This is a genomic window from Paenibacillus sp. GM1FR (assembly GCF_002803315.1).
GTDB classification, from domain to species: domain Bacteria; phylum Bacillota; class Bacilli; order Paenibacillales; family Paenibacillaceae; genus Paenibacillus; species Paenibacillus amylolyticus.
Genome location: NZ_MKZL01000001.1, coordinates 1 through 26,237 on the forward strand (window position 1 = coordinate 1; position 26,237 = coordinate 26,237).

The window sequence follows — 26,237 nt, forward strand, 5'->3', positions numbered from 1 at the left end:
ATGCTTCAGCCTTCAGAGGCTCTCCCATCCGGATGGACGGGGGCATGGTTCCCACCATATTTTAAAATTGTTCAGGATACAGGATATGTATCCATAAGATGTCGCCAGCATTGGCGACTTTTTTATTTGTAAATGATCTATGCGAGGGGCGTCAATCAAGTTTATAATACAGGTATGATTTTATCCGAAAACGGTTTCTGTTACTTGGAAGCGATTACTTGTATCGATTATATGAATCTAAAAGGGGACACTATCATGATAGAAGCAATAAATCTGGAAGGCATATGGAAACTCCAACTTGATGAACATAAGGTGGAACGTGGTCTGAATTTCTCAGACGTTATTACATTGCCAAATACTACATCTCATGCGGCCAAGGGCAAGAAAAACGAGAATGTGTTAATCGGTGCGCTGACGGATGAGTACTTATTTGAGGGTTGTGCCTGGTTTTCACGAGAGATTGAAATTCCCGAACACTTGGCTGGCAAACGTTGTTTCTTACATCTGGAACGAACAAGAGTTACCACAGTCTGGATTGATGGGGTGGAATGGGGAACACAAAACAGTCTGAACACACCTCACCGTTACGAGATTGAGGCAGGGCTAACCGCTGGGACTCATACAATTACCATTCGTGTGGACAATACCAATTATCCAACCAAAGGGGGTCACCTTACATCCGAAGACACACAGACGAATTGGAACGGCATCACCGGGAAATTGGAACTTCAATTTTTCGAGCGTGTTTTCCTGGATAATGTTCAGGTCTATCCCGATCTTGCGACTCGATCTTTCGAGATCAAGGCAGCACTTGTTGGTGACCTGCAAGGAGTACGAATCGTGGTATCAGCTGTTACTGTCAGTGCAGATCCAGTTCATACGACCGAGGAACAGATTTTCGCCCCGGATTCGCAGGAAATCCAGCTGACGTATAAGATTGGTGAAGATGCGATGTTATGGAGTGATGATGAACCTAACCTGTACCAACTTCATATTCATCTGCAAGATCAGGACGGGGAAGTGCTGGATTCCACCGAAGTATGGACGGGATTACGGGAATTCCGGGCTGCCGGAGACAAATTCACCATTAATGGTCGCAAAACGTTTCTTCGAGGCAAACATGACGGGCTGATCTTTCCGCTCACGGGATACGCTCCAACAGATGTGGATGAATGGGTTCGTATTCTCGCTATCTCCAAGTCCTACGGTATCAATCACTACCGTTTCCATACCTGTTGTCCTCCGGAGGCTGCTTTTATTGCAGCGGATCTGCTCGGCATCTACATGGAGCCTGAGCTTCCGTTCTGGGGAACGATTACGGATGAATCTTCGGATGGGCATAATCAAGCCGAGCAGGATTACTTGATTAGCGAAGGATTTGCGATGCTGCGTGCTTTTGGTAATCATCCTTCGTTTGTCATGATGTCCATGGGGAATGAACTATGGGGAAGCAAGGACAGATTGAATTCGATCCTGAAGGCATACAAAGCATATGATCATCGTCATCTATACACCGAAGGTTCGAATAACTTTCAGTTTGTGCCGGACATTCTGGAGGAAAGTGAATTCTTCTGCGGGGTTCGTTTCTCCAAAGAGCGCCTGTTCAGAGGTTCATATGCGATGTGTGATGCTCCGCTCGGTCACGTGCAGACCGACCTGCCAAATACATTGAAAGATTACGATTCAAACATTGTACCTGAGCAAGGCAGCGATGCTGACCCTTCTGGTCAGACTGGGGACAAAGAGATTCAGATTCAGTATGGGACAGGTTCCAAAACAGTGCAGGCCGAAGCTGGAAGTGACCAACTTGTCTCACACGTACCAATCATCTCGCATGAAATTGGACAGTACGCCACGTTTCCTAATTTCGAAGAGATCAACAAGTATACGGGTTCTCTCAAAGCCAAAAATTTCGAAGTGTTTCGAGAGCGTCTGAATGCTAAAGGACTGGGACATCTGGCGGAAGCATACTTCAGAGCTTCTGGTAAACTCGCGGTCGCATGTTACAAGGAAGAACTGGAAGCTGCTTTTCGTTCGCAGCAACTAGCCGGGTTCCAGCTGCTGGATCTCCAGGATTTCAGTGGTCAGGGAACAGCGCTGGTGGGTGTACTGGACGCATTCATGGATTCCAAAGGCATGATTACACCGGAGGAGTGGAGAACGTTTTGTTCCGACGCTGTGTTGTTGGCGAGATTCCCCAAATATAATTATCAAGCGGGTGAATTGTTCGAAGCACGCATTGAACTAAGTTACTTCCGCAGACAGGCATTGGACGGACGTCATCTGAAGTGGGAAATTCAAAGCGAGCAGATCGAAGGAAGCGTCCTATTGGAAGGGAAAGCAGACCTGCCAGCGACCCATGGAGAACATTATGTGAATGTCGCGGATCTCAGCATTCGCATTCCTGAAGTCTCCAATATGACCAAAGTGGAGCTTAGACTGTCCATTCCGGGCACGGATATCCGTAAGTCTTACGACCTGTGGATCTACCCGAGTCAGGAGGAAGTGGACCTGAGCGGTTTGAATCTATTTACCGAACTCTCGGAACAGGCGTTGGCGCTGCTTGAGCAGGGCGAGGATATTTTACTTTTCCCGAATCCCAATCAGCTTCAACACGCGATCCAAGGTTTCTATAGCACCGATTTCTGGTCTTACCCTATGTTCCGATCCATCTCGGAGAATATGAAAAGAGAAGTTCCTGTGGGCACAATGGGCTTGTTAATTCAACAGGATCATCCGGCCTTCGAACATTTTGTCACAGAGGAGCACTCAACTTATCCGTGGTGGAGCATCGTGTCCGAGTCGTCATCGATCATCTTGGATGAGTTGGATAAAGACTTGAATCCGATCGTGCAGACCATTGATAATCTTGAGCGAAACCACAAGCTCGGCCTGTTGATGGAGTGTCGGGTCCGGAAGGGGAGAGTGCTGATGGGAGCACTGAATCTGGAGCGTCTGATGACTACATTGGAGGGCAGACAGTTGTTATACAGCTTCCAGCGTTATGTACAAAGTTCCGCTTACCAGCCAGTTGCACGTCTGGAAGTAGAGGAACTTCGCAAGTTGTTTAACTAAGATGTAGGGAGAAGAAGTGTCAGGTTTCCCTTAATTATGCCAATGAGCCCCTTCCGCGAATGGAAGGGGCTATAAGACATGCAGATTGAATCGGTTCATTCTCCCATTAAACGTTAGATGAACCTGCACTTTTTAGGATTACATTCCAATCTTCTTCTTCAAAAAGTATGTTGTCTTTATCCTCTGTTACTCCGATCCGGACCTCAAGGATCACCATCCTGGTTTCAGACAGAATAGAAAAGAGACTTTCCTTGGTAATCACGAACTGATTGCCCATACTCACTTGCATGACCTTTCCGTTGACAAGCACTTGCCCACTGCCTGCAAGCACGGTCCATGCTCTACACCCAGTTCTATGCCAGTTCAACCCGATATGTTTGCCCGGTAGAACCGTTATGTTTAATGTGGTTACAGTTGTATTCTCATCGTCTAACGAACTCTCAATGACACGATAACTGCCCCAGGTTGCTTCACCATACATCGGTTTTAATGGCAAGTTACCCAATTGAGCTTTAATTTCATTTGAATTATTTTTGTTGGCAATGAGAATGCCATCCGGACTTGCGGCAGCGATAATACCTGGCACGCCAATGACTTGGATGGGGTAGGGAAGCTCGTTAATAATATAGGAATCGGAGGAAGAACCCGAGATTCCACCGTGTCCGATTACATGGGTATCTAACTGTGCGCACAGCGTATCCCAGCTTCCGATATCCTGCCATACTCCCTTATAAGGCAGGACTACGGCCCGCTGTACCTTTTCTGCAACATGCTTGTCAAAACTGCGTTCAGGCAACGCTTCATACAAGGACGATAATTGATCATAATGAACCGGAAGCCCCATTTTTTTAATATGGGATATCATAAACGCGACGGTGAACGCGTACACACCGCAGTTCCATAGTGCCCCACGTTGTAGCAGCGTTTCAGCAATGGAGGCTTCAGGTTTTTCTATAAATTGTGTTATGGGCGCATAAGCATTACGTTCTTCCCCACCCGGCAGGATGTATCCATACTGTTCTGAAGCATGTGTAGGCCTTGTCCCAATTAAAGCGATTTCGGCTTGAGAATGTTTCAATATGTCCGGCAGTAATTGGAAGTTGCTGAAAAAATCTTCACCTGCGAACACATCAGCTGGCGCGATACAGATCACATCGTCATCTTTGGCCATTCGGAAGGATTGCAGATATAACGTCGCTAAGGCCGCCGCAGTAAAAGTGCCTCGTTTATAAGGTTCCCCAATGACTGGTATTTTGCCTTGAGTATGTCGTGCCGTAATATTAGCCTGATCCTGATGTGAAATAATGAGCGTTGAATCCGTTAGGGATGAACTGTCAAGCTGGCGGCATACTCTGCTGATCATGGATTCCCTACCTCCAGCGGGTGATGGAAGTATATCTATGAACAGCTTGGAGCGAAGCTCATTGGATAACGGCCAGAGCCTTTTGCCAGAGCCGCCGCACAGCAGTACGATATGCATGGGCTTCCTCCTTAAGCTCAGGGAGCTTTACTATAGATTTTCCGTTTATGAAAGGAAAGAGAACGATATTTAAGAGCCAGATTGCGGATTTGTTGCTCTTTTAACGAAGAAGCGTTCACATTCAGACTTTTATTCTTGGAACTTCTAAGGACCATGCTGCCTGGGTTTTTCGTATACATAAAATTGGCATACGTTTCATACTCGGAGAAACCAAACTGTTTCTTCTTATTGATATTAGATATGATCGCTTTGTACCATGGCAGCTTATGAACCGCTTCAATTTTCTGTTTTAAGGCAGCGAGTTTCGATTTGTCGAACAGCATATAATGGGTGACAAAAGAGCGGGGACGCGGAGCTTTCATGCCTAACAACTTGCGGTAGGTATTGAAATATTCCGGCTGGCTCCAGTCACGGCAGTAAAAGACTGTTTTGCCTTCTACAAGAAATGAATGAGGTTTAATCAGTACGGTATCTGCATCCATGACTAGAAAGTACTTTGCCTTCACAATGGAATCTCCGTTCATTTTGAGCAGCTGCTGATATAACCAGCCTGACCGATTCCATCGGGAGGACTGGTAGTGTATGTCGTTTTTGGTTATAGGCAGGACGGATCGCTCATTAACAAAAATGCAGTTTTTAAGGGAACAAAGTTTTCTGATCTTGGTGCTGACCGGAGAAACAATATATATGCTTCCAATGGGATGTTTTACATAACGGCGAATGTTATCGATGACGAGGGGAAGGGTAGCCAAATCTTTCTCGATCGCTGGTATAAGAACATCAATCTTAGGCGCATTGTTCAACCGGATTCCAGGCTGGACGGACATCTACTCATCTCCTTGCACAAATCGTGATGACTCATTATATGGTATGTGTGCAAAAGTGTTTTGGTCAGGGCATGTGCAAATATACATTTTTACGAATAGGGGCTTTTGTTGAGGGTTCCTTTATCGGTATTACATATAATGCTTGCAGGATCTTGATCAAACAGCAGGCTTTGATGCGGTTGCTGAAGGGAGAGTTTACGACATGGGAGTTGATAAGTTGCAGCCGTTAAGAAGCAAGTGGTTAAAAACAAAATTGATCATTAATAATGAATTAATTAAACCGTTTATCCCCGACACACAGAAATATAACAAAACGAATCTGAAATCCATGATCAGCAAATATGGAATGGTCTATGTCAAACCCGAGAGAGGTACTTTCGGGATGGGTGTTATTAAGGCGGAGATGGAAAGTCAGCAACATTTTGTCTATCAGATCGAGCAAAAACGTCTGACGTTTGACAGCTTTGAATCGTTTTATAACAGTCTGACTCGTCTGGTGAATAAAAGAAGTTATCTGATTCAGAGAGGAATCCATCTGCTTAAGCACAATAACAGACGTTTTGACATCCGTGTCATGATACAGCTAAGCCCGACCAAACATTGGGAAGCTACCGGAATCATCGGTCGACTGGGTCATCCAAAGAAAATCGTAACCAATTATCATAGTGGTGGTACACCGATGGATATTCACAAGCTGCTAAAATCACATGCATCCACCAAACGCAGAAATGAACTGATTCAAGAGATGAATGAGCTTAGCCTGCGCATAGCTCGTCATATGAAAAAAAAGTACCCGCATCTTAAGCAAATTGGTGTGGATATCGGCCTTGACCACAGTCTGAAACCCTGGATTATTGAAGTGAATGTCAAACCTGACCCATATATATTCAATCAATTAAAGGACAAGACGATGTATCGCAAGGTAATACGGTATTACCGCCATGCTTTCCCCAAAAAAACAAAATAACAGACTGGACTTTTCATAGGAATGCTGGAGAAGGTTACAAGCTCAAGAGTCGCCAATGTGGCGACTTTTTTTGTTGATCTGCGTTTTAGGGTCGGAATAATGCATTTCATCCCCATTCGACTCCGAAACCTATGCTAAAATAGTATATTCGAGAGTGAAATTCAGAGTCGATGTCGATGAAAGGCGGATGTTCCCCCATGTTCAATATTGCAATCTGTGATGATGAGGAGCAGCAACGAGAACGTGTGAAATCCATGCTGGTCTCCTTATCTCTAAAAACCAATTTTGATTTTCAAATTAGCCTATTCACATCTGGTGAACAACTGCTCTCACACTACAGAGAGGTTGGGGATACATTCAATATTCTCATCTTGGATGTGGAGATGGGCGGAATGAACGGGATTCAGACCGCTAAAGAGATCAGGAACATGAAGTTTCTGGATGTACAGATTATGTTTCTGACCAGTTACCCGGAATATATGGTGGAGAGCTTTGATGTCATCACCTTTCAATATCTGATCAAGCCAATCCAGCCGCAAGTTTTCGAGGAAAAGATGATTAAGCTGTGTCAGTATTTTCAGGCATTGGACAAAAAGTATGTACTAATCAAATCAGACTATGATGAATTGCTGCTGAAATATGATGATATTCTCTGGATTGAGGTCGTCAAAAGTTTAACGATCAAGAACAAGTTGAATTTTGTGACACAGGAAAATGTACATGAGACCAAAGGCATTTTATCCAGTTATGCTACCGGTTTGAAAGACCATGGTTTCTTGCAGATTCATCGCTCGATTATCATCAACCTGATGCATGTTCAGAAGTTTTCCGGTACCCAGGTCGTTATGTTGAATGGAACGGAACTGCCCATAGGTCGATCCAAGGTCAAAGAAATCAAGGATGCTTACACCAAATATATGATCATGAGGATTCAATGATATGGGTACCTATATGATCTTTTCCATCATTTTTGTGACCTTACTTATGGCATTTCAGGCGAATTTTTATTTTGATTCTGTGTTGGGCAAGTCCAGACGAAAGCCGCGCAGAGCGATCTATTTCATGGTATTTCTCATGTTGGGTTATTTTTATTTGGTCTCTTCCTTCTCTGATATCATTTCTACTGCTGTTGCTCTGCTGTTAATCTTCAGTCTGGCACAGTCCTATGAAGTGGAGTTTAAAATCAAGCTTGTTTTTACCATCCTGTATGCGGTTCTGATTACAATGGCAAATACGATAGCTGTATATATTCTCGGAGTCTTGGAATCCACAGAATTCATCTCATGGGAACAGTTCAACGGAGAAAACCACTGGATTCTTTCCAAGGTAATGCTGGTTGGTTGCAGTATCATGTTTATTGTTATTCAAATTGTACGTTTAGTGGCTAAACGCAGAAGTTTTGCCGTGCATTATCGTTATTATTTGCTGTTTCTTATCGTACCCATTATTACGATCTATCAGATCAATGTGGCCTCCATATATAGTGAAAAAAACATATTCTACGTCTTTTCTGTACTAGGCTCGCTATTTCTCAACGTGTTCATTGTATATGTATTCGATAACATGGTGGAAAAGGTACAGCTTGCGCATGAAAATACCCAGTTACAGCGTCAGATGGACTACCAGGATGCCAACTATGAGAAGACCGTTCACAGTTTCAAAAACATTAAATCCATCATCCATGATATCAATCAGCAGTTTCTGTATATTGATGAATGTATCCAACGTAACGAACTGGCAGCGGCAGGTGACCATATCAAGTCAACATTAAATACCATTGAAGGTGCGTATCAGCGGGTGAACTCTGGCAATCTTGTCATTGATGCACTCGTTACAAATACCTTGGCTATGGGGCAGGCAAACGGGATCAAAATCGACACCAAAATCCAGCTCCACTCGCAGCATATCCAGATCGATCGATATGATCTGTGTGTGGTGCTTGGTAACATGCTTGATAACGCAATTGAGGCCTCCAAGAAAGTTAGACAGGCCGAGGATCGATATATCCTGATTGCCATTCACTCCACATCATCTACACTGGTCATCCAGATTATGAATCATGTGGAGCAACCGGTCGTTGACTTGAAAAGTGACAAGCCCAATCCGGAGTACCATGGGATCGGTCTAACCAATATATCGCGAATGTGCGAGAAATATGGTGGACATATGAGTATTGAGCATCAGCATCGGAAATTTAACAACATGGTCGTGCTTCCGTTCCACACCGACAATCCCTGAACCTGCCGTTCAGGGGTTGTTTTTTTCCATTCAGGGTCCGTTTGCGTTTGATCAGTCTCTTCCCGGATATGATGAATTCATTCATAAGAACATTTGAGGGAGGACATATGATGAAGAAACTAATTAGTCTTTTATGTACAGCGGTGCTTGTAATTACACCGCTGGCAGATGTCAGAGCAGAGGCGAATAACAGCGGTACGATTGAGGCACGGGCGGAGCAGATCGCCAAGGAGATGGTGCAAAACTACGGTGTCACCAGTGTGCAATATGCGATCATGGATGAAGGGGAATATATTTTATCAGATAGTGTCGGACTGCACGATAAGGCATCACAGAAGCCAATAGACAAGGATAGCATGTATGGCATAGGCTCGGTTAGCAAAATGGTTGTTACGGCAGCCGCCATGAAGCTGGTCGATTCCGGTAAAATAGATCTGGATGAGCCGCTTACTTCGTATATCAAAGACTTTAAAATGGCAGATGCGCGCTATACTCAAATCACACCGCGCATGTTGATGAATCATTCATCCGGTCTTTACGGTACACATTATGGAAACAGCATGTTGTTTGAAGATAATGACACCCGCAATCATGATGAGTTATTGCTCAAACTTCAGTCCGAAAAACTGAAATCCAAACCTGGCGCATACTCCGTCTACGCCAATGACGGTTTTCAATTGCTTGAAATCCTGGTTGAACGGGTGAGTGGATTAAGCTACAGCGAATATATCGCCAAGTTCATCAGCGAGCCGTTGAAGTTGGAATCAACAAAGACACCACTAGATTCCTTTGACAGAGCGCAATTATCCGAAACCTATTGGCCTACACTTGAGATGAAGATGCCTACCGAAAATGCAAACATTATCGGCACAGGCGGAGTGTATTCTACCGCAGAAGAATTGAGTCAATTCGGAGAGGTTTTAATGGGGAACAGACCGGATATTCTGTCCGAATCTGCTGTGAAGGCCATGCAATCTCATGAATATCGTAAGGGCATATGGGTATCTGATGAGCAAAATACGATCAATTATGGCTTGGGATGGGATTCGGTTGACCTTGCACCTTTCAGCGATTATGGGGTTACCGCGCTTGCCAAAGGCGGGGATACCATGTTGTACCATGCCGTGTTAATCACTATACCTGAACATGATATTTCAATGGCGGTTCTATCATCTGGCGGATCTTCCATCTACAATCAGATGTTTGCCAGCAAAGTGCTGCTGGAAGTTCTGGCGGATCAAGGCATCATCGACAAGGTTAAACCCGATCAGACCTTCTCGTCACCCGACAAAGTGAAGATGCCAACAGAATTAAGCGCGTACTCCGGTCTCTATGGTACGGTAGGAGAGACATTGGATATAACGATTAAGGATGGTGAGATGCAATTGCCAGCCTTGTTGGGTGGAATTATTCCAGAGCAGAAATATGTGTACACAGGCGACGAACATTTTACAAGTGCGGATGGCACTGTGAAAGCTAGTTTTGTGAAGGAACGTAATGACAAGGTATATGTTAAAGTTCAGGGTATGATTACGTTACCCGGCATAGGCCAAACGGTAATGAACACGTATGATTATCAAAAACTGGATCATAACGCACTGGACGCAGCAACGAAAGAGAAATGGACAACTCGTGACGGCTCGAAATATTACGCGTTGGATGAAAAAATAACGTCGATCTTTTATCTGCTTCCATCGATGCTGATCAAGAATCTGTCTGTCAACGCCGAACATGGTTACGCCAATGGCACGCAAATCATGGATGCCAATCATGCAGAGAATATCGCCGAGATTCCTGTAATGAACGGAAGAGACGCGTTTGATCTGCAATTTTACACAAAGAATGGCGCCGAGATTTTGCTCCAGGATGGGCAGGAATACATTGCCGAGGAGGCGATTACTCCAATCTTTGGTGGAAAAAAAGGAATTACGACTATTCCGGCAAACGGTCAAGCCCGGTGGTATGCGATCGACGCACGCTCGGGTAACAAATCCATCACGGTGGATTCTCCGAAGACCGGAGGTTATGCAGTGTATAATGATAAAGGGGAAATGGTTGACTTCTCTGTAGCAACCAATCAGGAATCGACGAAACTCCCGAAAAGTGGTTTTATCGTTTTTGGTGGTGATGCGGGGGATGTCTTCCAGATCCAACTAAAGTAAAGCAGAAACTTCATTAATGAGTCACGTTCGCAACTTATCACCGAAAAAATACAGTTATCAAGAAGTCGCCTGGTGGCGGCTTTTTTGATATTTTCTTTGAATAATTTAACAATCCGGTAACTATTTGGACCTATCACACGTTATGTTTATGTAGTTATATCTCAGGATTTTAATAACAGGAGGAATTCATTTACCATGGTCAATATACATAAACGTCAAATGAATAAGGAATGGAAAAGAAGAGCAGGAAGACCCATCATTGCAGGCATTACTGCCGGAATGCTGATGGTTCACGGCGTTATCGGCGTGTTGCCATCGCAGGCACATGCTGAAGCATCGGATGTATCCATCCGTAACTGGTATTCGTATCAACGAATCACTGTACCTGAACTGAAACCTTCTTGGACAGCAAAAGTAGATAATTATCTGAATATGAACGAGACGTATGTTGGAGTTAATGCCATCGCAGAAGAAGGCAAAGTATTCACGTTTGCTGGATCGAAGTTGATTGCACTTGATGCGACAACAGGTAAACGGCTGTGGACTTACGGCAAAGACCTGACTCCTTATATTACCTATCAAAGCGGGATTCTCTACGGACTGACCATTGATCACAAGCCATATGCCTTGAATGCGAAGACAGGCAAAGCAAAATGGCAGTCAGGCACATCCACCTGGATTGATACGTATAACCGTACGGAAGCTATGATTCCAACGGTGGATACCCTCTACGTGGTTAAGGGGAGTACAACGTTCGCACTGGATATCCAGTCAGGCAAACTGCGCTGGGAAGCAGATGAACCATTAGGTGAAGGTAATGGTACTGAGTATCTGAGAGAATCTAATGGTGTGGTGCTGAGAACCTTTTTTGTCCAAGGGGCACTTACATCCTTACAGCTTAATGCATATGACAAGAAAACGGGCAAGAAGATATGGGGTCATTTTGGTCAGGGGGAAGCTATTCAGATCAAAGACGGTCTTGTATACTCAGCGGACTACTATTCTTCGATGTTGGAAAATGACGAGTCTTCACCAGAACGCAAATGGAAAGTGAATGCGTACAACTTGAAGACCGGTGTGTTGAAAGGAAGTCAGGAGTATAAGTGGACCATGCCGGGGGATCCACCGTATGTGAATGGGTATGGAGGGATATTTTCCAATAAAGACAAACTATACATTCTACAAGGGGATAAGATAGCGGAGTATTCGTTGACCTCAACCAAGCCGGGTCCCGCGCCACTTCGAACTTTTCACCGTCCTTACGGCGAAAATATGGTATGGCTTGGCGTTACACAGGAAAGGTTGATCTTCAAAAACGGAAACACGGGAGAACTTACAGGCATCAAGCTGGCTAATGGTCAGGAGGTTCAGTGGCATGGTGATGCTCCCGTTTCTCAGATCGATGTTTACGGTAAAGGAATGTATCGAGCGCAACGTAACGGCACCCTGCTTGTCCTCAACATGATGTCGGGTCAGTCGGTCTTCCGCATCTCCACCGGTGGAGATCTGCACAACACGACGTTGAAGACAAACGGAATGATCATCATCCAAGCCGAAGGCAAACTTCTCGGCGTTAAGCTACCAGCGTCGCTGAAATAAGTGATTTACCTGCATATGCCGCTGAACAAAAATCATGTGAGAAGACCGGATCATGGCATAGCTGCCCATAATCCGGTCTTTTTTTATTTTTGCGCATAAAACACTGCAAAGTCCAAGTATTTTACATGCAATCTGCCACACGAACCCCCGCTTCCTCGAACTACATCAATTGATCCTCCAGCGTGGCATTGATATCCACCTTGCGTCTTTCTATGGAAGCCGAGATGGCTTCCTCAGACAAACCACTTTGATGAATCGCTTCTAACCAGCACTGGTGGTAATAGGAGTCCGTATCGGGGGTTCTTCCCTGAACTTGATCTGCGTTGATGAAGCATCCACCTGGTTCTAACAACTTGTGTACAGAGTCAAACACCTTTTTCTTGTCAGCGTGGGTCAGATGGTGAATAGACAGGGAGGAGATAATCATATCGTAGGAACTGGTGAAATCGTACTTGGAGTAATCCCCGACCACATACTGCACTTGTGTAGCATCAGCAAATCTTCGACGTGCTCCTTCGAGCATTTGATCACTAATATCGATCAGGGTTAATCGCGCGTTGGGATACTTTTGCAGGACCAATCCGGAGAGCAGTCCCGTTCCTGCACCCAGATCAAGAATACGTGGAGAATCGAGCGGGCTTTCCATTAGATCCAGAGCCATTCCATAAAAATCATCAAAACAAGGGATAAGCTGCTTTCGCTGCACATCATAATCTTGGGCTACCTTATCAAACAGCTGCTTTACTGAGAATTCCATGTGCTCATCACTCCTTAGGTTTTCTCCATATTTTACAAACTGGAAGGGATCAAGGGAAATACTGATTATGGATAAACTCATAGGTTGGACCTATGGATTTCGAGTCTCAGCCATGGGTAATAACATGTAAGCACAGAATATAGACAGGGGGAATGAACCTGATGTTTCAACCACGTTTTATTATGATGAGTATCTCCTTAATCGTTATAGTTCTAACACTTGCAGCTTGCTCTGGTAGTAATGAACCTTTGCCTAGCCCTCAACCATCAATGCCAGTAGGTGAACCTGCTCCAGCACCTTCAACAGAAAATGAACAACCATCTGAAACAGAAGAAGCAAATGAAACGGAGCGTCCACTGACCGCAAGTTTTGAAATGTTGACCGCAGATGGCAATCAATCACTAGAGGCGACCTTGCAACAAGGAGAAGGATTTTCCTTGTACGTATTCGAGAAATTCACATTTGATGCTGCTCAAGGCCGTCTGTCACTGACTAGTAACGCTGACTATTATGTGGATATTGAACCACTGCCTTCGGATTATAATCTGGCAGAACTGGAGACAGCAGGTAAAGAAGAATTAGTAAAAGCCGGTAAGGTATCTGATTATAGTGGAGAACTGGTAGAACACCCGCTTGGTCATGCCAAGCTTTATCTTCAGGCCTCTGGTGAAGAAGGCATTAGCGATTATATGGTCTGGAAATCAGAAGAAGAGGAAGCATTTCTATTCCGTCTTCATAATCCAAAAGGAGAAGAGGCCTCTGATTTCGCCAGTCCGGTCCTTGTTTCGTTATCCACCGTTCAGGGTGATTCGTAACGTGGATGACTATAATCATTTCAACGAAAGTCGCCAACTGGCGGCTTTTTTACGTTTACAGATTGTACGGAGAAGTTGCAGGTGATGTATTCACTTCCATTTGACTTAGAGTACGCTCTAGGGTGTAGACTTTGAAGAAGTAGAAATATTACTAAGGAGATGAACAGAATGACACAGGAAAATAATACTAGAACTTTACAACATAAAATGGACTCTGGCTTCAACCATAATAGTACAGCGGAGGATGTATTGAGGGAACTGGACTTGTCAGGACAGCTTGCTATTGTAACGGGTGGATATTCCGGCCTGGGGTTGGAGACGACACGTGCGCTTGTGAAAGCGGGAGCCCGTGTAGTGGTGACTGCGCGTCGTCCAGCGGTTGCGAAGGAAGCACTTTCGGGTCTGGAAGGTGTTGAAATAGATGAATTGGACCTTGCTGATTTATCCAGCGTTCGTGCTTTTGCCGAGCGGTTTCTGGCGAGTGATCGGAACATTGACATGCTGATTCTTAATGCGGGCATCATGGCTTGCCCGGAGACGCGGGTTGGTCCTGGCTGGGAAGCTCAATTTGCAACCAATCATCTGGGCCACTTTGCCCTGACTAATCTGTTATGGCCTGCACTCGCAAGTCAGGGGGGAGCACGTGTTGTTTCCTTGGCATCAGCGGGACATCATTTCTCACCGATTCGTTGGGATGACATCCAATTTGAACATGGCTATGAGAAATTCCCTGCATATGGACAGTCCAAAACAGCAACAATTTTATTCAGCGTTGAGCTGGATCGTCGAGGTGCAGAGCACGGCGTACGGGCTTTCTCAGTTCATCCAGGCGGAATTATGACACCACTACAGCGTCATATGCCAAAAGAGGAAATGATTGCTCTGGGCTGGATTGATGAATCTGGACAAGTGGCCAACCCTGCGTTCAAAACACCTGAGCAGGGGGCAGCGACGCAAGTCTGGGCAGCAACTTCTCCTCAACTTGAGGGAAAAGGCGGTGTCTACTGTGAGGATTGTGACATCAGTGAAATGGCTCCAGAGGATGGAGGTTTCTATGGGGTCAAGAAGTATGCCATCGACCCTGAGCAAGCTATTCGTTTATGGGAGCTATCAGCCAAGCTGACTCAAACAGACATAGAACTCTCATAATCATAATCATGTAGTTGTGGCAACAGAGCAACAGCTCGCTTCCATGCAGGAACTCACGAAAAGTTCAAAATCTAAAGAGAATGTGATTAATTATAATGAAAACAACATAATTTCAAACAAAATCTCCTATTTAGCATATAATAAAGAAGGAGCATCTCATTTTCGCGATGGTGCAATCATTTCTTTATGAATTCAGGGAGAGAAAATCATGAATATTTTTGAGCATCAGATACCTTTGGAAAAAGTGAAATTCAATGAACCACTAAAAAATCACACGTTTATTAAAATAGGTGGCAACGCAGATATTCTCATCCATCCAACAACGATAGACGAAATCACTAAAATCGTGGAAATTGCCAACTTACATCAGTTACCTCTGACGGTCATTGGAAAAGGCTCAAACGTCATTATTAAAGACGGGGGCATCCGGGGAGTAACGATTTCTCTTAGCCACTTCGATCAAATTAAAGTGAATGAGGACAGCATGATTGCGCAAAGCGGCGTAGATATCATTGATGTATCCAGACTTGCTTTGGAGCATAGCTTGACCGGTTTGGAGTTTGCTTGTGGTATTCCCGGCAGCACGGGGGGCGCACTTTACATGAATGCGGGTGCTTATGGCGGTCAGATCGCCGATGTTGTTGAACGTGCGACTGTGATCACCAAAGACGGCGCAGTGTTGGAAATCCCGCGAGAAGAGATGAAGTTTGGTTATCGAAATAGTCTCTTCAAGATGGATCACTATATCATACTGGAGGCCGAATTCGGGCTCAAAAAAGGAAACAAGGAAGATATTGCAAGCAAAATGAAGGAATTAACGTTCCTGAGAGAATCCAAGCAGCCGCTTGAATTCCCCTCTTGTGGAAGTGTATTTAAACGACCCGAGGGACATTTTGCCGGTAAACTGATCCAGGATTGTAACTTGCAGGGCACTCGCATCGGAGGTGCTGAAATCTCCATGAAGCATGCAGGTTTTATCGTAAATGTGGATCACGCTACTGCCCAGGATTATATGGATCTGATCCAATTTATTCAGAAGAAAGTATATGATACGTTCCAAGTTGAATTGGAAACCGAAGTAATCTTTCTGGGAGAATAGGTTCGATGAATGACTTGAAAGGTCGCCAATGGCGGCCTTTTTTGATTGTCCGAATTATACTTAACAAGAACTCATATGCTAATTATGGTAATATAAGAGTGATTATATTTAATATTTCATCGTTATCATAAGGAGTGTACATGGAGATAATCAAGCGTAACAGGAGAATTCTGCTAATCACTGCAATGGTAATTTTACTATCGCCCCTGTCAATCTTGGCATATATGTATATGAATGAACGAGCTGGCGGGCTAGCCGATCAACGGATATCCAAAGTTTGGGGATTGAATGAACCTATACATATTCCTATAGCGAACAGTCCTCAAGGGGCCGTTCAAGAATTTAGAGGTGAATCTTATACCTCCCAATTCATTCATCAGGAGGCTGTGGACGGGGGCATGATTTTGTTTACGCACAAAAAGGGTCGGGAAAACAACAGTAATCTTCAGATGGAGTATACCCGCAAGAACATTTTCGGATGGAAATGGGTATGGGGTGGAGGATATTCCATTAATGAATCAGTTGAATCCAAGTTTGCGTTGAATTATATGAGCATACCGAAATTGGAAAAAATATCGGCCCCGTTTCCGATGTTATTTGGTGACATTATAGACTCCACTATCAAACGTGTAACTGTTGAAATCAAGCAAAATGGAAAGCCCGCCACTTTCGATGTGAAGCTGGTTGATGCAGGTGAGAACCAACAAATCTGGTACGCATTCCTGCCTTCATCAGCGAATCCTCCTTATACGATCAAAGCATACGATGAAAAGGAGAGCCTCTTAATCAACAAAGACATTGAAGAGGCAGATGGCTTTGGCTCATTATTTATTGAATAATCTCAAATAGAACTCCAGTAAAAAACAGCGGCATTCGAAGACTTTAGGTACGAGTCTAAGATTGTTGCTGTTTTACGGTTAGAGAATAAATAGTTACCTGGACTTTGAATCATCTGCGGTTCGATTGGCCTTCACATATTTGAGCTGCGCAACGATGATGACACTGATGATGACCAGCAGGAACCACGAACTAATTTTGCTAAAGCTAACCAGTTGCCAGGCATCATGCTGATCAGGATATTTCCAGGCATTGAAAAATGTAGCGACGTTCTCAGCAGTCCAAATGAAGAATCCGACAATGATAAAAGCAAGCGATAAGGGCATTCGATAGGTCGTTGCTCGTACCCGGTAAATAATCCAGGTTTTCCAGAAGACAATAAATACAAGCGCCGTCAGCCACCAGCGAAAATCGGGCATAAAATGATGAGTGAAAAAGTTAATATAGATGGCTGCTCCGAGCAGCATCGAAGGTGCAAAACCAGGCCATCCGGTCATGTCCATCCGCAGTCTTCGCCACACCTGACACATAAAACTGGCTACACTTGCATACATGAATCCACTATAAAGAGGGACACCCAGGATTTTGCTGTATGCTTGCTCAGGGTATGACCATGATCCCATCCATACTTTATAGATTTCTAGCACCAGGCCAATAATGTGAAATACACAGATGACCTTGATTTCATCCTTGGTTTCCAAGCCGCTTCGATACATCAGGTACTGCACAGCAAGCAATACGAGCAGAATGGCATCATATCGATGAAGGAAAGGAATAGGAATTACGCTGGACAGGGCCAGTGTTCCAAAGATCGCTACGGGAAATATGCAGCTCATGGCCTGATGATAGCCAAAATGAAGTAGTTGTATTAGAGATTTCAAGTCGAGTTAAACTCCTTTCCAAACATGTTGGAGCAAGATTCATTTAAAATTTAAGGTTCTTCATCACGGGCGTTTTTGCCTACACTTCATAATATAGATATGATCCATGAATAAAAAGAGAAAAAACCACGCAAATCTGTTCTTGTTTTCAAACTTGAATCATCATGAGAACGCTCTATAATAGGCGACAGGGTCACTCCATGTATATTCTCTTCTGGTTATGTTAAAATGAAGTTCGTACAATTACATTAGACAAGGAGGCCGCTATGCAACCAATTAAACCTCAAGATATTCAGCTCCGGATCAATAATCTTGCTGATCAGGACTTATACGTACATCTAGAACTTACGTCAGGTGCTTACGCACAACACATGGACAGTACAAAACATCCAGCATCGGCATTCATTACTAATGCGGCCATACGATATACGCAGGGGTCCATTTCAGGTACAGGTCCATACCGTGTTGGTCTGAAAACAACGCAGGGATGGCTTTACGCTGAAGGACTTACACATATTGATGAGCAGGAACAAGAAAGACTGATTCTCGCCGGTCACGACAGCCAGGGTAAACTAGTTGTGGCGTTACAATTAAGCCGAGAAATGTTCTGATGAAAGCGGAGGATTGAATAACCATGAATACTACACACAACGAGCATGAGCGCATCTTGGTGGTATATCCACATCCAGATGATGAAGCTTTCTCTGTATCGGGAACGTTAGCCAAATACATAGATGGCGGTGCCCATGTAACCTATGCTTGTCTAACACTTGGCGAGATGGGGCGCAATATGGGGATTCCTCCATTTGCCAACCGAGTGACGTTGCCTGGCATCCGTAAACAGGAACTCATCGAAGCTTCTGAAGCGATTGGTATTCAGGACCTGAGAATGCTGGGTTTCCACGATAAAATGCTGGAGTTCGAAGACCCACAGTTACTGGAAGATACCATCATGTCGCTACTTAAAGAGTTGAACCCCACGCTGGTCATAACGTTCTATCCGGGGTACAGTGTTCATCCCGATCATGATGCAACGGGAGCCGCTGTTATACGTACAATCACTAAACTTCCTGTGGATGAACGTCCGATTGTTCACTGCGTTGCGTTCGCTAATAATCAGGAACAGTACATTGGCAAACCGGATGTATTTGTTGACGTATCCGAATTTTTGGATCGAAAAATGGCGTCCATTCGTGCCCACCGTTCACAATTCCAGGCAGCAGAGCTTGTAGGAAATCGTGAGCTGAATAATGAAGAAATCAAGAAACGTTTTGGCAGAGAAACATTTTGGACCTATCCATTTGAATAATATATTACTTAGAAGTCGCCTATATGGCGGCTTTTTTTGATTCACATCACAATATCGACACAAAAATGGAGCGTCTATAGCCTAATTGAGCTATATGGAATAAATATCATTTTAAGTACACTATGATCAGGATTGTGATAACGCTTCATTTATTACGTTGCTTCAATGGATGAGGAACATGGAGAGTTGATTTTAAGTGGAGTGGAGGGATGGTGTGTACAACCAACGTATATTTTGGATTAACGTAAGAGCCGTTGAATACATTGCCACAGCAATAAGCAACTGTAACAAGAAGCCGGAATTGCGCGGTTTGAATCATGAGTAGTCTTTGGGCAGGCTTGGGTACATTCAACAGTTGTAAGAAGAGTCGGGTTACGGGTTTAATTTTTCTAATCGGAATGATGATGCTCCTGCTATCCCTTCCGCACGGTGCAGTCATGGCCTCTTCCGGACATCGTGAGCTCATTCCCCTTCAGCCTATGATTGACCGTTCTGCACCTGGAGAAGTCATTGAACTTGCATCAGGTCGTTATTCTGGACCCGTGACGATTGACAAAAACATCACCATTCAGGGTGATCCTACGGTCATAGTTGTTAATGCGGAAGCCACCTCTACGATAATGATTCGCTCGGATGGGGTGAAATTGAGCGGTTTTACAATTGAACATGATACGAATGAACAGACTGCAGCGATTCAGGTTGAAGGGAAAAACAGTGAAATCACGGATTTGCATATTCAGACCCAGGGGTATGGGATGATCATCCGGAATTCGAGTCAGGCAACGATTCAGCGGAACAACATTACGTGGGCCGGGTCTGATTCTGCTTCCAGTGGCCAGAAGGGCAATGGCATTGATCTGTACAACTCCCATGATAGCTTCATTGAAGCCAATGAGATCACCGGCATGAGGGATGGAATCTATCTGGAGAACAGTCGCAAGTCTATCGTGCAAAATAACAGGCTGTTACATACGAGGTATGGCATCCATTGCATGTATATTGACGGCTCTTCTGTCATGGACAATACCGGAGAGGAGAACATGACAGGTGCCATGATTATGGGCGTCAAGAATACGGTCATATCGGGCAATTCTTTTCGCAAACAGAGTACTAATGTTCATTCTCAAGGGATTTTGTTGTATGACGTGCATCAATCCTCAATTCACAACAATGTGGTGGAGGGTAATCGTGTCGGCATGAATATTGCAGAGTCATCGGGCAATGAGATCCATGACAATGCGGTGCTTCGGAATTTTGTTGGCATACAGCTTGTTCTGGCAGAAGCTAATGAGTTTACACGTAACCAATTGGTGTCTAATGTCATTGAAGCTTCGGCGCTGGATAGCCCGAATAATGTCCTGATGGAGAACTACTGGGACTCCTTCCAGGGGCTCGATCTGAATCGGGATGGGATCAGTGAAATACCCTATGCCATCAATCCTTTTTATGAGCAACTGGTCAGTCGAAATTCAGCCTATCAGCTCTTTTTCCAATCACCGGGTATGGTCTTTCTGAGTGAGTTGTTTACAGAAGGCAGAGAACAATGGACTACCGACAAATCGCCACGAATGAGCATGGATACGGAATCTGATCTGCACATGTCAGTAGAAAGTGCTACAGATTCCAATGTGGTGTGGTTGTTCGGGTTAATTCTGTTGGGTATGGCAACTTTTATAATCATCTATATGGGGGTATTACGAAAATGAACAAAAGCTTGAACAGAAGATGGACATTCCTCATGGTACTTATGTTTGGCATGGTGCTGTTAACCGCTTGCGGAACAAAATACGCGGCATTGCCGATCAATGAAGACGTGGATATCTGTGCGATCTGTAAAATGCAGGTGAAGGACGATGCATATGCAACACAGCTCACTACGAAAGACGGCCAAAATTACAAGTTCGATGATATCGGCTGCATGAACCAGTGGAAAACAGAAAATGGCACAGATAACATCGGCATGGACTATGTACGTGACTATAATGACAAGGAATGGATTGAATACAGCAAAGCCACGTATGTATACGACGCTTCATTGCGTACGCCTATGGCCTATGGAATTCTTAATTTTAAGGACAAGCCCTCGGCTGAAGCTTTCATTGCAGAGCAAGGTGTTGGAACCATTATGACCGCTGAGGATCTTGCCTCTCATGACTGGAAACAGAACACAGAGAATATGGACATGATGGGTGAACATGGGCATGGTGAAGAAGGAGACGGTAATGAGATGCATCAGGAAGGTGAGATGAAAGAAGAGTCAGGCCACTAAGTATGACAATAGAAAATGGTGATCAATGATGTCAGATATGATACAGATTGCAAGACGAGAAGTGAAAATGGGGTTTCGCAATCCTTGGGCGTATTCGTTTCTGATCCTTTTTTGCACATTTAGCTTAAGCTTGTTACTTCTGAATTCGCAGAATCTGGTTGAAGGATACTCGGGCACAACAGGTTCGATGTTGAATCTCATTCTTTACCTCTTACCATTAATGACGCTGTTCCTCGGTTCCTTCTCACTAACATCCGAAAAGGAAGACGGTAGCTGGCAACTGCTGTCCACGTATCCCATTGGCACGATGTCTTTTATTGTGGGCAAGTATCTTGGGCTGTCGATTGTTTTAATTACCATTGTTGCGTTTGGATACGGCCTGATGGGGGTTATTAGCGGAGTAATCGGGAATCCACTGGATGCCGTGACATATCTTCTCTTTCTGGCATTTTCTTGTGGACTGGTGTTGTTATTCCTGACGTTGGCGCTATTTATCGGTTCGTTGTCGCGCAATCGGTGGCAGGCGTTAACCATATCCGTGACCGTATGGTTTTTTGCAGTCATTGGATGGCCGACCTTATTGCTCTCTGTGCTGGGACTGATGCCTTATCTATGGGTGAAACCGCTGCTGATTATACTAACGCTCATCAATCCGGCCGAGCTGGTGCGATTGTTTGTAGTCATCAAACTGGGAGGCGGCTCCATTCTTGGACCAGAATATTATCGATGGGTGGAGTGGGTGCAACAACCAAGTGGCAGTTGGATCTTCATCGGGATATGCCTATTCTGGATTGCCTTCTCTGTCCTGGCGGTATATGCGATCTGGGAGAGGGGGCGTTCTCATGGATAAGATGGGACTCGAAGTGATGGGATTGTGCAAATCCATTAAAAAGCAACCGATTGTTGAGGATATCTCCTTTCGCATTACTTCAGGCCAAGTGCTTGCCCTCTGTGGAGGGAATGGTGCAGGAAAGAGCACGGTGCTGCGTATGATCGCAGGAATTCTACGGCCTACCTCCGGTGAGGTTGCAGTGAACAATGTACGATGGTTGAAGGAGCGCAAACGTTATTCAGAGCAGATTGGATATATGCCGGACGATTATCAATTTAATCAAGGACTGAGTGCGGAGGAAATGCTTCTGTTCTGGGCTTCTCTGAGGAAAGTTCCCAAGGAGAGAGTACAGGAAGTACTGACCATGGTAGGTTTGGAGGATCAAAAGAAAAACCGGGTTACGACCTTCTCCAAAGGCATGCGCCAACGTGTGTTATTCGCCCAGGCTGTGCTGTCGAAACCTCCACTTCTCATCATGGATGAGCCAACGAATGGATTGGACCCATTCTGGATGCAGGAATTAACTCAGCTGCTCAAGGGCATCAAACAGGAAGGCCACATGGTCGTGTTCTCGACCCATCAGCTGGAGATCGCAGACGATATTGCGGATCAGGTGATATTCATGAACCATGGACGTAATGTTGGAGAGGGCTCTACTCACGACTTTTGTGATCAATTCGGTTCGCTCCATGCAGCATTTCATCAAAGTCTTGGTTTAAAGTGAAGGTGAGTTTATTGCAGAAGAAGAGTTTTAAAAGTAGACGTACACTTACAATTTTGATTGGTGTGATCGCATTGTTAGTTGGTACATGGGCTATTTTCGAAAATGTATCGACACCCGAATCTCAGCGAGGTAACGCCATTGAAGCTGGTGCCGTGGCCCCTGAGTTCACAGCGATTAATTCAGCAGGCGAACAAGTCAGACTGTCCGATTATCGGGGCAAAGCCGTGATGATTAACTTTTGGGCTTCATGGTGCACACCTTGTGTAAGGGAGATGCCGCTCGTTCACCAGATTGCTCAGGACTATCAGAATGACGTGGAAACCCTGTTTGTTAACGTGGGGGAATCGAAGGGCACGATTCGTGAGTTTATGGATAAGCAGGCATTTGATTTCCCGGTGATCATTGACGTGACAGGCAACATATCAGGCATGTATCGGATTACAGGTTTACCAGCAACGATGGTTATTGATAAGGACGGAGAGTTCCGTCATATATTGCTCGGTGAACTGACCGAAGATACACCATTGCAGCAATGGCTGAAAGATAGTATCTAGTTGTAAGCGTTGGATGGTGAGAAAAGGGGCAGGAACGCCAGAGATCGCCATGTTACAAGTGAAATGAATTTGCGTTAAAAGTAACTACAAAAAGTAACCAGATAAAAAGCCGGACACCCATTTAACGAAGGGGTGTCCGGCTTTACTTTTGAAGTTATGCTGCTTCGCAGCCGATTACAATACAGCAGCTGAAGCGTGATTGTTACGAGCGATTCTGGTTGCATCAACCATGTTACGCAGAGAAGCTACCGTTTCTTCCTGTCCACGGGTTTTTAATCCGCAGTCCGGGTTAATCCAGAACAGCTTCGGATCAAGAACACGCAGGGCACGTTCAATCATGCTGCTCATTTCATCCACACTCGGAACTCTTGGGCTATGGATATCATATACGCCAAGACCGATACCGAGCTCATACGTATTTTCTTCAAAACTATGAATCAGTTCACCGTGACTACGGGATGTCTCAATGGAGATAACATCCGCATCCATAGCTTCAATGGAATCAATCATGTCATGGAATTCGCAATAGCACATATGCGTATGGATTTGAGTCGTTTCATGCACCGTGCACGTGGAGATACGGAACGCTTTGACTGCCCAAGCCAGGTAATCGGCTTGTTCATTTTCTTTCAGCGGAAGCCCTTCACGAACAGCTGGCTCGTCAACCTGGATCATACCAATGCCTGCCTGTTCAAGTGCTTCGACTTCCTGTCTCAACGCATACGCCAATTGATAGGCAATCTGCTCACGAGCAATGTCTTCGCGTACGAATGACCAGTTCATGATGGTAATCGGGCCAGTCAGCATGCCTTTGACAGGACGCTCTGTCTGCGATTGAGCATATTTCGTTTCTTCGACAGTCATTTCACCCGTAAATGCAACATCACCGAAGATAATAGGTGGCTTCACGCAACGTGAACCATATGATTGTACCCATCCAAACTGTGTAAAGGCAAAGCCGGCCAGCTTCTCGCCAAAGAATTCAACCATGTCGGTACGCTCAAACTCACCATGTACCAATACGTCAATTCCGATCTCTTCCTGAATCTTAATCCAGATATCAATCTGCTCCCGGATGAAGGCAGCATACTGTTCGTTGTTCAACTCACCCTTGCGCCACAACTGACGTGCTTTTCTGACTTCAGCAGATTGAGGGAAACTACCAATCGTTGTTGTCGGGAAGAGTGGCAATTGCCATTTGGCCTGTTGAGCTTCATGACGCTCTGCAAAAGGACGGGAGCGCTCCGGCTGTTGAACACTGATGGAAGCAACGGCTTTCTGTACAGCGGTACGGTTCCGATCTTCGGATTGCTGAAGCGCCAGAAGAGGAAGCTCTGCTTCGTCTATTTTGGCAGTAATCTCTGCACTTGATGAAGATAAGGCTGTAGTCAAAAGAACAATCTCATCCAGCTTTTCATCTGCAAATGCAAGAGCATTTTTCAGTTCAGATGTAAGTTTTGCCTCACGGTCTGTCGTAACTGGCACATGCAGCAGGCTGCAAGATGATTGCACGATGATACGTTCAGGCGTCACGAACTCAGTTAGTTCATTCAGCAAATTCAGTTTTGTCTGAAGGGAAGCTTTCCAGATCCCACGTCCATCAATAATACCTGCTCCGAGCACTTTGTCTGCCGGGAAACCGGATGTCCGAATAGAATGTGTGTTACCAGAGAGTCCGTGTACAAAATCAAGTCCTACACCTTGAACTGGCAGTGCAACAATATCGTTGTAGTTTTCAACAGATTCAAAGTACGTTTGCAGCATGATATTCAGGCCTGGAACGGCTGTGGCAAATGTTTTATATATTTTATTCAGACGCTGTACGTCTTCATCGCTTAATTTGGTTACCAGAATAGGTTCGTCGACCTGCACCCACTGAACGCCTTCACTTGCAAGTTCCTGAAGCAATTGAGTATAGAGTGGAAGCAAGCGGTCCAACCAAGCGTCTGTCTCGGATTTATCATAGCCTTTGGATAGCTTCAGGAAGGTTAACGGTCCAACGATAACCGGCTTGCCTTCAATGCCGAGTTTTTCTTTTGCTTCACGATAAGCGAGAAGTGGTTTGTTCTCCGTCAGAGTTGGGGAAGCCCCGTCCAGTTCAGGTACAATGTAGTGATAGTTCGTGTTGAACCATTTTGTCATTTCACTTGCTGCGGCATCTTTCGTTCCCCGTGCAATGCCATAATATACGGACAACGGAACGGAACCACCATCATAAGCAAAACGTTTAGGAATAATGCCAAACATCACAGCTGTATCCAGGATATGATCATAATAGCTAAAGTCATTCACCGGAATGATGTCGATGCCTTTTGCTTGTTGCTTGCGCAAATGATCGATACGAATCTCCTGCAAACGTGCGTGAAATTCTGATTCCTCCAGCTTGCCTGCCCAGAACGCTTCCAACGCTTTCTTCCATTCCCGATCAGCACCAATACGCGGATATCCCAATACACTACTTTTTGTCATCGTTTAAAACCCCTCTGCTTTTATGTTACACAAAATTTATCACAGATCCGGAGTTATAATGTAATTCCATTAAATTATACCTAGTTATAGCCTGAGGCTATATCCAAAGGTATGTTCAGCATGAAGTATAGAACTTGAAGAGATCATTACGTTTGAAATAGGCCCCACTAATGTTACAATGGTGAGCTATGTTC

The 26,237-nt window shown here is 44.7% G+C and carries 22 protein-coding genes; 17 read left to right on the plus strand and 5 right to left on the minus strand.

The annotated features are described in order from the left end of the window. Window positions 1-255 precede the first annotated feature (255 nt). The gene (locus PAEAM_RS00005; protein ID WP_100526178.1) at window positions 256-3,075 is read left to right on the plus strand and encodes a glycoside hydrolase family 2 TIM barrel-domain containing protein; all 2,820 of its coding nucleotides are present in this window, start codon (window positions 256-258) and stop codon (window positions 3,073-3,075) included. Between the two features lie 106 nt (window positions 3,076-3,181). Here the strand turns inward: PAEAM_RS00005 and PAEAM_RS00010 are convergent, their stop codons facing one another. Both PAEAM_RS00010 and PAEAM_RS00015 read right to left on the minus strand, forming a co-directional pair. Next, a complete protein-coding gene (locus PAEAM_RS00010; protein WP_100526179.1) occupies window positions 3,182-4,555 on the minus strand; it encodes a sugar phosphate nucleotidyltransferase in 1,374 nt (457 codons plus the stop codon). 17 nt (window positions 4,556-4,572) lie between these two features. Further along, window positions 4,573-5,382 (minus strand): DUF6492 family protein, encoded by an 810-nt coding sequence (locus PAEAM_RS00015; RefSeq protein ID WP_047842887.1) that lies wholly within the window; start codon window positions 5,380-5,382, stop codon window positions 4,573-4,575. Window positions 5,383-5,584: 202 nt separating this feature from the next. On the opposite strand from PAEAM_RS00015, the gene PAEAM_RS00020 reads away from it, so the two are divergent. The 5 genes from PAEAM_RS00020 to PAEAM_RS00040 all read left to right on the plus strand — a co-directional run bounded on the left by PAEAM_RS00020 (window position 5,585) and on the right by PAEAM_RS00040 (window position 12,348). Continuing rightward, on the plus strand, window positions 5,585-6,349 hold the full coding sequence (locus tag PAEAM_RS00020) for a YheC/YheD family protein (RefSeq protein ID WP_076249384.1): 765 nt from the start codon (window positions 5,585-5,587) through the stop codon (window positions 6,347-6,349). Window positions 6,350-6,546: 197 nt separating this feature from the next. Further along, entirely contained in the window at window positions 6,547-7,287 is a 741-nt protein-coding gene (locus PAEAM_RS00025) for a LytR/AlgR family response regulator transcription factor (RefSeq protein ID WP_091030735.1), read from the plus strand. 1 nt (window position 7,288) lies between these two features. After that, window positions 7,289-8,587, plus strand: coding sequence for a GHKL domain-containing protein (locus tag PAEAM_RS00030; RefSeq protein ID WP_100526180.1), 1,299 nt, complete (start codon window positions 7,289-7,291; stop codon window positions 8,585-8,587). Window positions 8,588-8,697: 110 nt separating this feature from the next. Continuing rightward, window positions 8,698-10,749 (plus strand): serine hydrolase domain-containing protein, encoded by a 2,052-nt coding sequence (locus tag PAEAM_RS00035; RefSeq protein ID WP_100526181.1) that lies wholly within the window; start codon window positions 8,698-8,700, stop codon window positions 10,747-10,749. A gap of 219 nt (window positions 10,750-10,968) precedes the next feature. Further along, complete coding sequence (locus tag PAEAM_RS00040) at window positions 10,969-12,348, plus strand: outer membrane protein assembly factor BamB family protein (protein WP_243391215.1); 1,380 nt, start codon at window positions 10,969-10,971, stop codon at window positions 12,346-12,348. Between the two features lie 160 nt (window positions 12,349-12,508). On the opposite strand, the gene PAEAM_RS00045 is transcribed toward PAEAM_RS00040, so the two are convergent. Beyond that, complete coding sequence (locus tag PAEAM_RS00045; protein ID WP_243391216.1) at window positions 12,509-13,105, minus strand: class I SAM-dependent methyltransferase; 597 nt, start codon at window positions 13,103-13,105, stop codon at window positions 12,509-12,511. Window positions 13,106-13,266: 161 nt separating this feature from the next. Here PAEAM_RS00045 and PAEAM_RS00050 point away from each other — a divergent pair, with 161 nt between their 5' ends. From PAEAM_RS00050 to PAEAM_RS00065, 4 genes are all read left to right on the plus strand, one after another. Next, entirely contained in the window at window positions 13,267-13,920 is a 654-nt protein-coding gene (locus PAEAM_RS00050; RefSeq protein ID WP_084650171.1) for a hypothetical protein, read from the plus strand. A gap of 168 nt (window positions 13,921-14,088) precedes the next feature. Further along, the gene (locus PAEAM_RS00055; RefSeq protein ID WP_036670846.1) at window positions 14,089-15,069 is read left to right on the plus strand and encodes an SDR family NAD(P)-dependent oxidoreductase; all 981 of its coding nucleotides are present in this window, start codon (window positions 14,089-14,091) and stop codon (window positions 15,067-15,069) included. A 190-nt stretch (window positions 15,070-15,259) separates the two neighbouring features. Beyond that, entirely contained in the window at window positions 15,260-16,168 is a 909-nt protein-coding gene (murB, locus tag PAEAM_RS00060; RefSeq protein WP_370511408.1) for a UDP-N-acetylmuramate dehydrogenase, read from the plus strand. Between the two features lie 230 nt (window positions 16,169-16,398). Continuing rightward, window positions 16,399-17,007, plus strand: coding sequence for a hypothetical protein (locus PAEAM_RS00065; RefSeq protein ID WP_133120397.1), 609 nt, complete (start codon window positions 16,399-16,401; stop codon window positions 17,005-17,007). 93 nt (window positions 17,008-17,100) lie between these two features. Here PAEAM_RS00065 and PAEAM_RS00070 read toward each other — a convergent pair whose 3' ends face one another. Then, window positions 17,101-17,886, minus strand: coding sequence for a DUF817 domain-containing protein (locus PAEAM_RS00070; protein WP_100526184.1), 786 nt, complete (start codon window positions 17,884-17,886; stop codon window positions 17,101-17,103). 266 nt (window positions 17,887-18,152) lie between these two features. On the opposite strand from PAEAM_RS00070, the gene PAEAM_RS00075 reads away from it, so the two are divergent. From PAEAM_RS00075 to PAEAM_RS00105, 7 genes are all read left to right on the plus strand, one after another. Further along, on the plus strand, window positions 18,153-18,497 hold the full coding sequence (locus PAEAM_RS00075; protein ID WP_017688572.1) for a YojF family protein: 345 nt from the start codon (window positions 18,153-18,155) through the stop codon (window positions 18,495-18,497). Window positions 18,498-18,520: 23 nt separating this feature from the next. Continuing rightward, window positions 18,521-19,195, plus strand: coding sequence for a bacillithiol biosynthesis deacetylase BshB2 (bshB2, locus tag PAEAM_RS00080; RefSeq protein ID WP_036670850.1), 675 nt, complete (start codon window positions 18,521-18,523; stop codon window positions 19,193-19,195). A 317-nt stretch (window positions 19,196-19,512) separates the two neighbouring features. Further along, complete coding sequence (locus PAEAM_RS00085; RefSeq protein WP_243391217.1) at window positions 19,513-20,901, plus strand: right-handed parallel beta-helix repeat-containing protein; 1,389 nt, start codon at window positions 19,513-19,515, stop codon at window positions 20,899-20,901. Next, entirely contained in the window at window positions 20,898-21,464 is a 567-nt protein-coding gene (locus tag PAEAM_RS00090; RefSeq protein ID WP_100526185.1) for a nitrous oxide reductase accessory protein NosL, read from the plus strand. Before PAEAM_RS00085 ends, PAEAM_RS00090 begins: the two co-directional genes overlap by 4 nt. Before the next feature lie 28 nt (window positions 21,465-21,492). Continuing rightward, the gene (locus PAEAM_RS00095; RefSeq protein ID WP_036608083.1) at window positions 21,493-22,314 is read left to right on the plus strand and encodes an ABC transporter permease; all 822 of its coding nucleotides are present in this window, start codon (window positions 21,493-21,495) and stop codon (window positions 22,312-22,314) included. Beyond that, a complete protein-coding gene (locus tag PAEAM_RS00100; protein ID WP_036608081.1) occupies window positions 22,307-23,020 on the plus strand; it encodes an ABC transporter ATP-binding protein in 714 nt (237 codons plus the stop codon). Before PAEAM_RS00095 ends, PAEAM_RS00100 begins: the two co-directional genes overlap by 8 nt. 2 nt (window positions 23,021-23,022) lie before the next feature. Beyond that, a complete protein-coding gene (locus PAEAM_RS00105) occupies window positions 23,023-23,574 on the plus strand; it encodes a TlpA family protein disulfide reductase (RefSeq protein ID WP_243391226.1) in 552 nt (183 codons plus the stop codon). A gap of 174 nt (window positions 23,575-23,748) precedes the next feature. Here the strand turns inward: PAEAM_RS00105 and metE are convergent, their stop codons facing one another. Further along, entirely contained in the window at window positions 23,749-26,043 is a 2,295-nt protein-coding gene (gene metE / locus PAEAM_RS00110) for a 5-methyltetrahydropteroyltriglutamate--homocysteine S-methyltransferase (RefSeq protein ID WP_100526187.1), read from the minus strand. Window positions 26,044-26,237: the final 194 nt, after the last annotated feature.

Excerpts from the sequence above, each read along its gene's own strand:
- PAEAM_RS00005 (WP_100526178.1), top strand. The coding sequence starts at position 256 with ATGATAGAAGCAATAAATCTGGAAGGCATATGGAAACTCCAACTTGAT.
- PAEAM_RS00010 (WP_100526179.1), bottom strand. The coding sequence starts at position 4,555 with ATGCATATCGTACTGCTGTGCGGCGGCTCTGGCAAAAGGCTCTGGCCG.
- PAEAM_RS00015 (WP_047842887.1), bottom strand. The coding sequence starts at position 5,382 with ATGTCCGTCCAGCCTGGAATCCGGTTGAACAATGCGCCTAAGATTGAT.
- PAEAM_RS00020 (WP_076249384.1), top strand. The coding sequence starts at position 5,585 with ATGGGAGTTGATAAGTTGCAGCCGTTAAGAAGCAAGTGGTTAAAAACA.
- PAEAM_RS00025 (WP_091030735.1), top strand. The coding sequence starts at position 6,547 with ATGTTCAATATTGCAATCTGTGATGATGAGGAGCAGCAACGAGAACGT.
- PAEAM_RS00030 (WP_100526180.1), top strand. The coding sequence starts at position 7,289 with ATGGGTACCTATATGATCTTTTCCATCATTTTTGTGACCTTACTTATG.
- PAEAM_RS00035 (WP_100526181.1), top strand. The coding sequence starts at position 8,698 with ATGAAGAAACTAATTAGTCTTTTATGTACAGCGGTGCTTGTAATTACA.
- PAEAM_RS00040 (WP_243391215.1), top strand. The coding sequence starts at position 10,969 with ATGAATAAGGAATGGAAAAGAAGAGCAGGAAGACCCATCATTGCAGGC.
- PAEAM_RS00045 (WP_243391216.1), bottom strand. The coding sequence starts at position 13,105 with ATGGAATTCTCAGTAAAGCAGCTGTTTGATAAGGTAGCCCAAGATTAT.
- PAEAM_RS00050 (WP_084650171.1), top strand. The coding sequence starts at position 13,267 with ATGTTTCAACCACGTTTTATTATGATGAGTATCTCCTTAATCGTTATA.
- PAEAM_RS00055 (WP_036670846.1), top strand. The coding sequence starts at position 14,089 with ATGACACAGGAAAATAATACTAGAACTTTACAACATAAAATGGACTCT.
- PAEAM_RS00065 (WP_133120397.1), top strand. The coding sequence starts at position 16,399 with ATGAATGAACGAGCTGGCGGGCTAGCCGATCAACGGATATCCAAAGTT.
- PAEAM_RS00075 (WP_017688572.1), top strand. The coding sequence starts at position 18,153 with ATGCAACCAATTAAACCTCAAGATATTCAGCTCCGGATCAATAATCTT.
- bshB2 (WP_036670850.1), top strand. The coding sequence starts at position 18,521 with ATGAATACTACACACAACGAGCATGAGCGCATCTTGGTGGTATATCCA.
- PAEAM_RS00085 (WP_243391217.1), top strand. The coding sequence starts at position 19,513 with ATGAGTAGTCTTTGGGCAGGCTTGGGTACATTCAACAGTTGTAAGAAG.
- PAEAM_RS00090 (WP_100526185.1), top strand. The coding sequence starts at position 20,898 with ATGAACAAAAGCTTGAACAGAAGATGGACATTCCTCATGGTACTTATG.
- PAEAM_RS00095 (WP_036608083.1), top strand. The coding sequence starts at position 21,493 with ATGTCAGATATGATACAGATTGCAAGACGAGAAGTGAAAATGGGGTTT.
- PAEAM_RS00100 (WP_036608081.1), top strand. The coding sequence starts at position 22,307 with ATGGATAAGATGGGACTCGAAGTGATGGGATTGTGCAAATCCATTAAA.
- metE (WP_100526187.1), bottom strand. The coding sequence starts at position 26,043 with ATGACAAAAAGTAGTGTATTGGGATATCCGCGTATTGGTGCTGATCGG.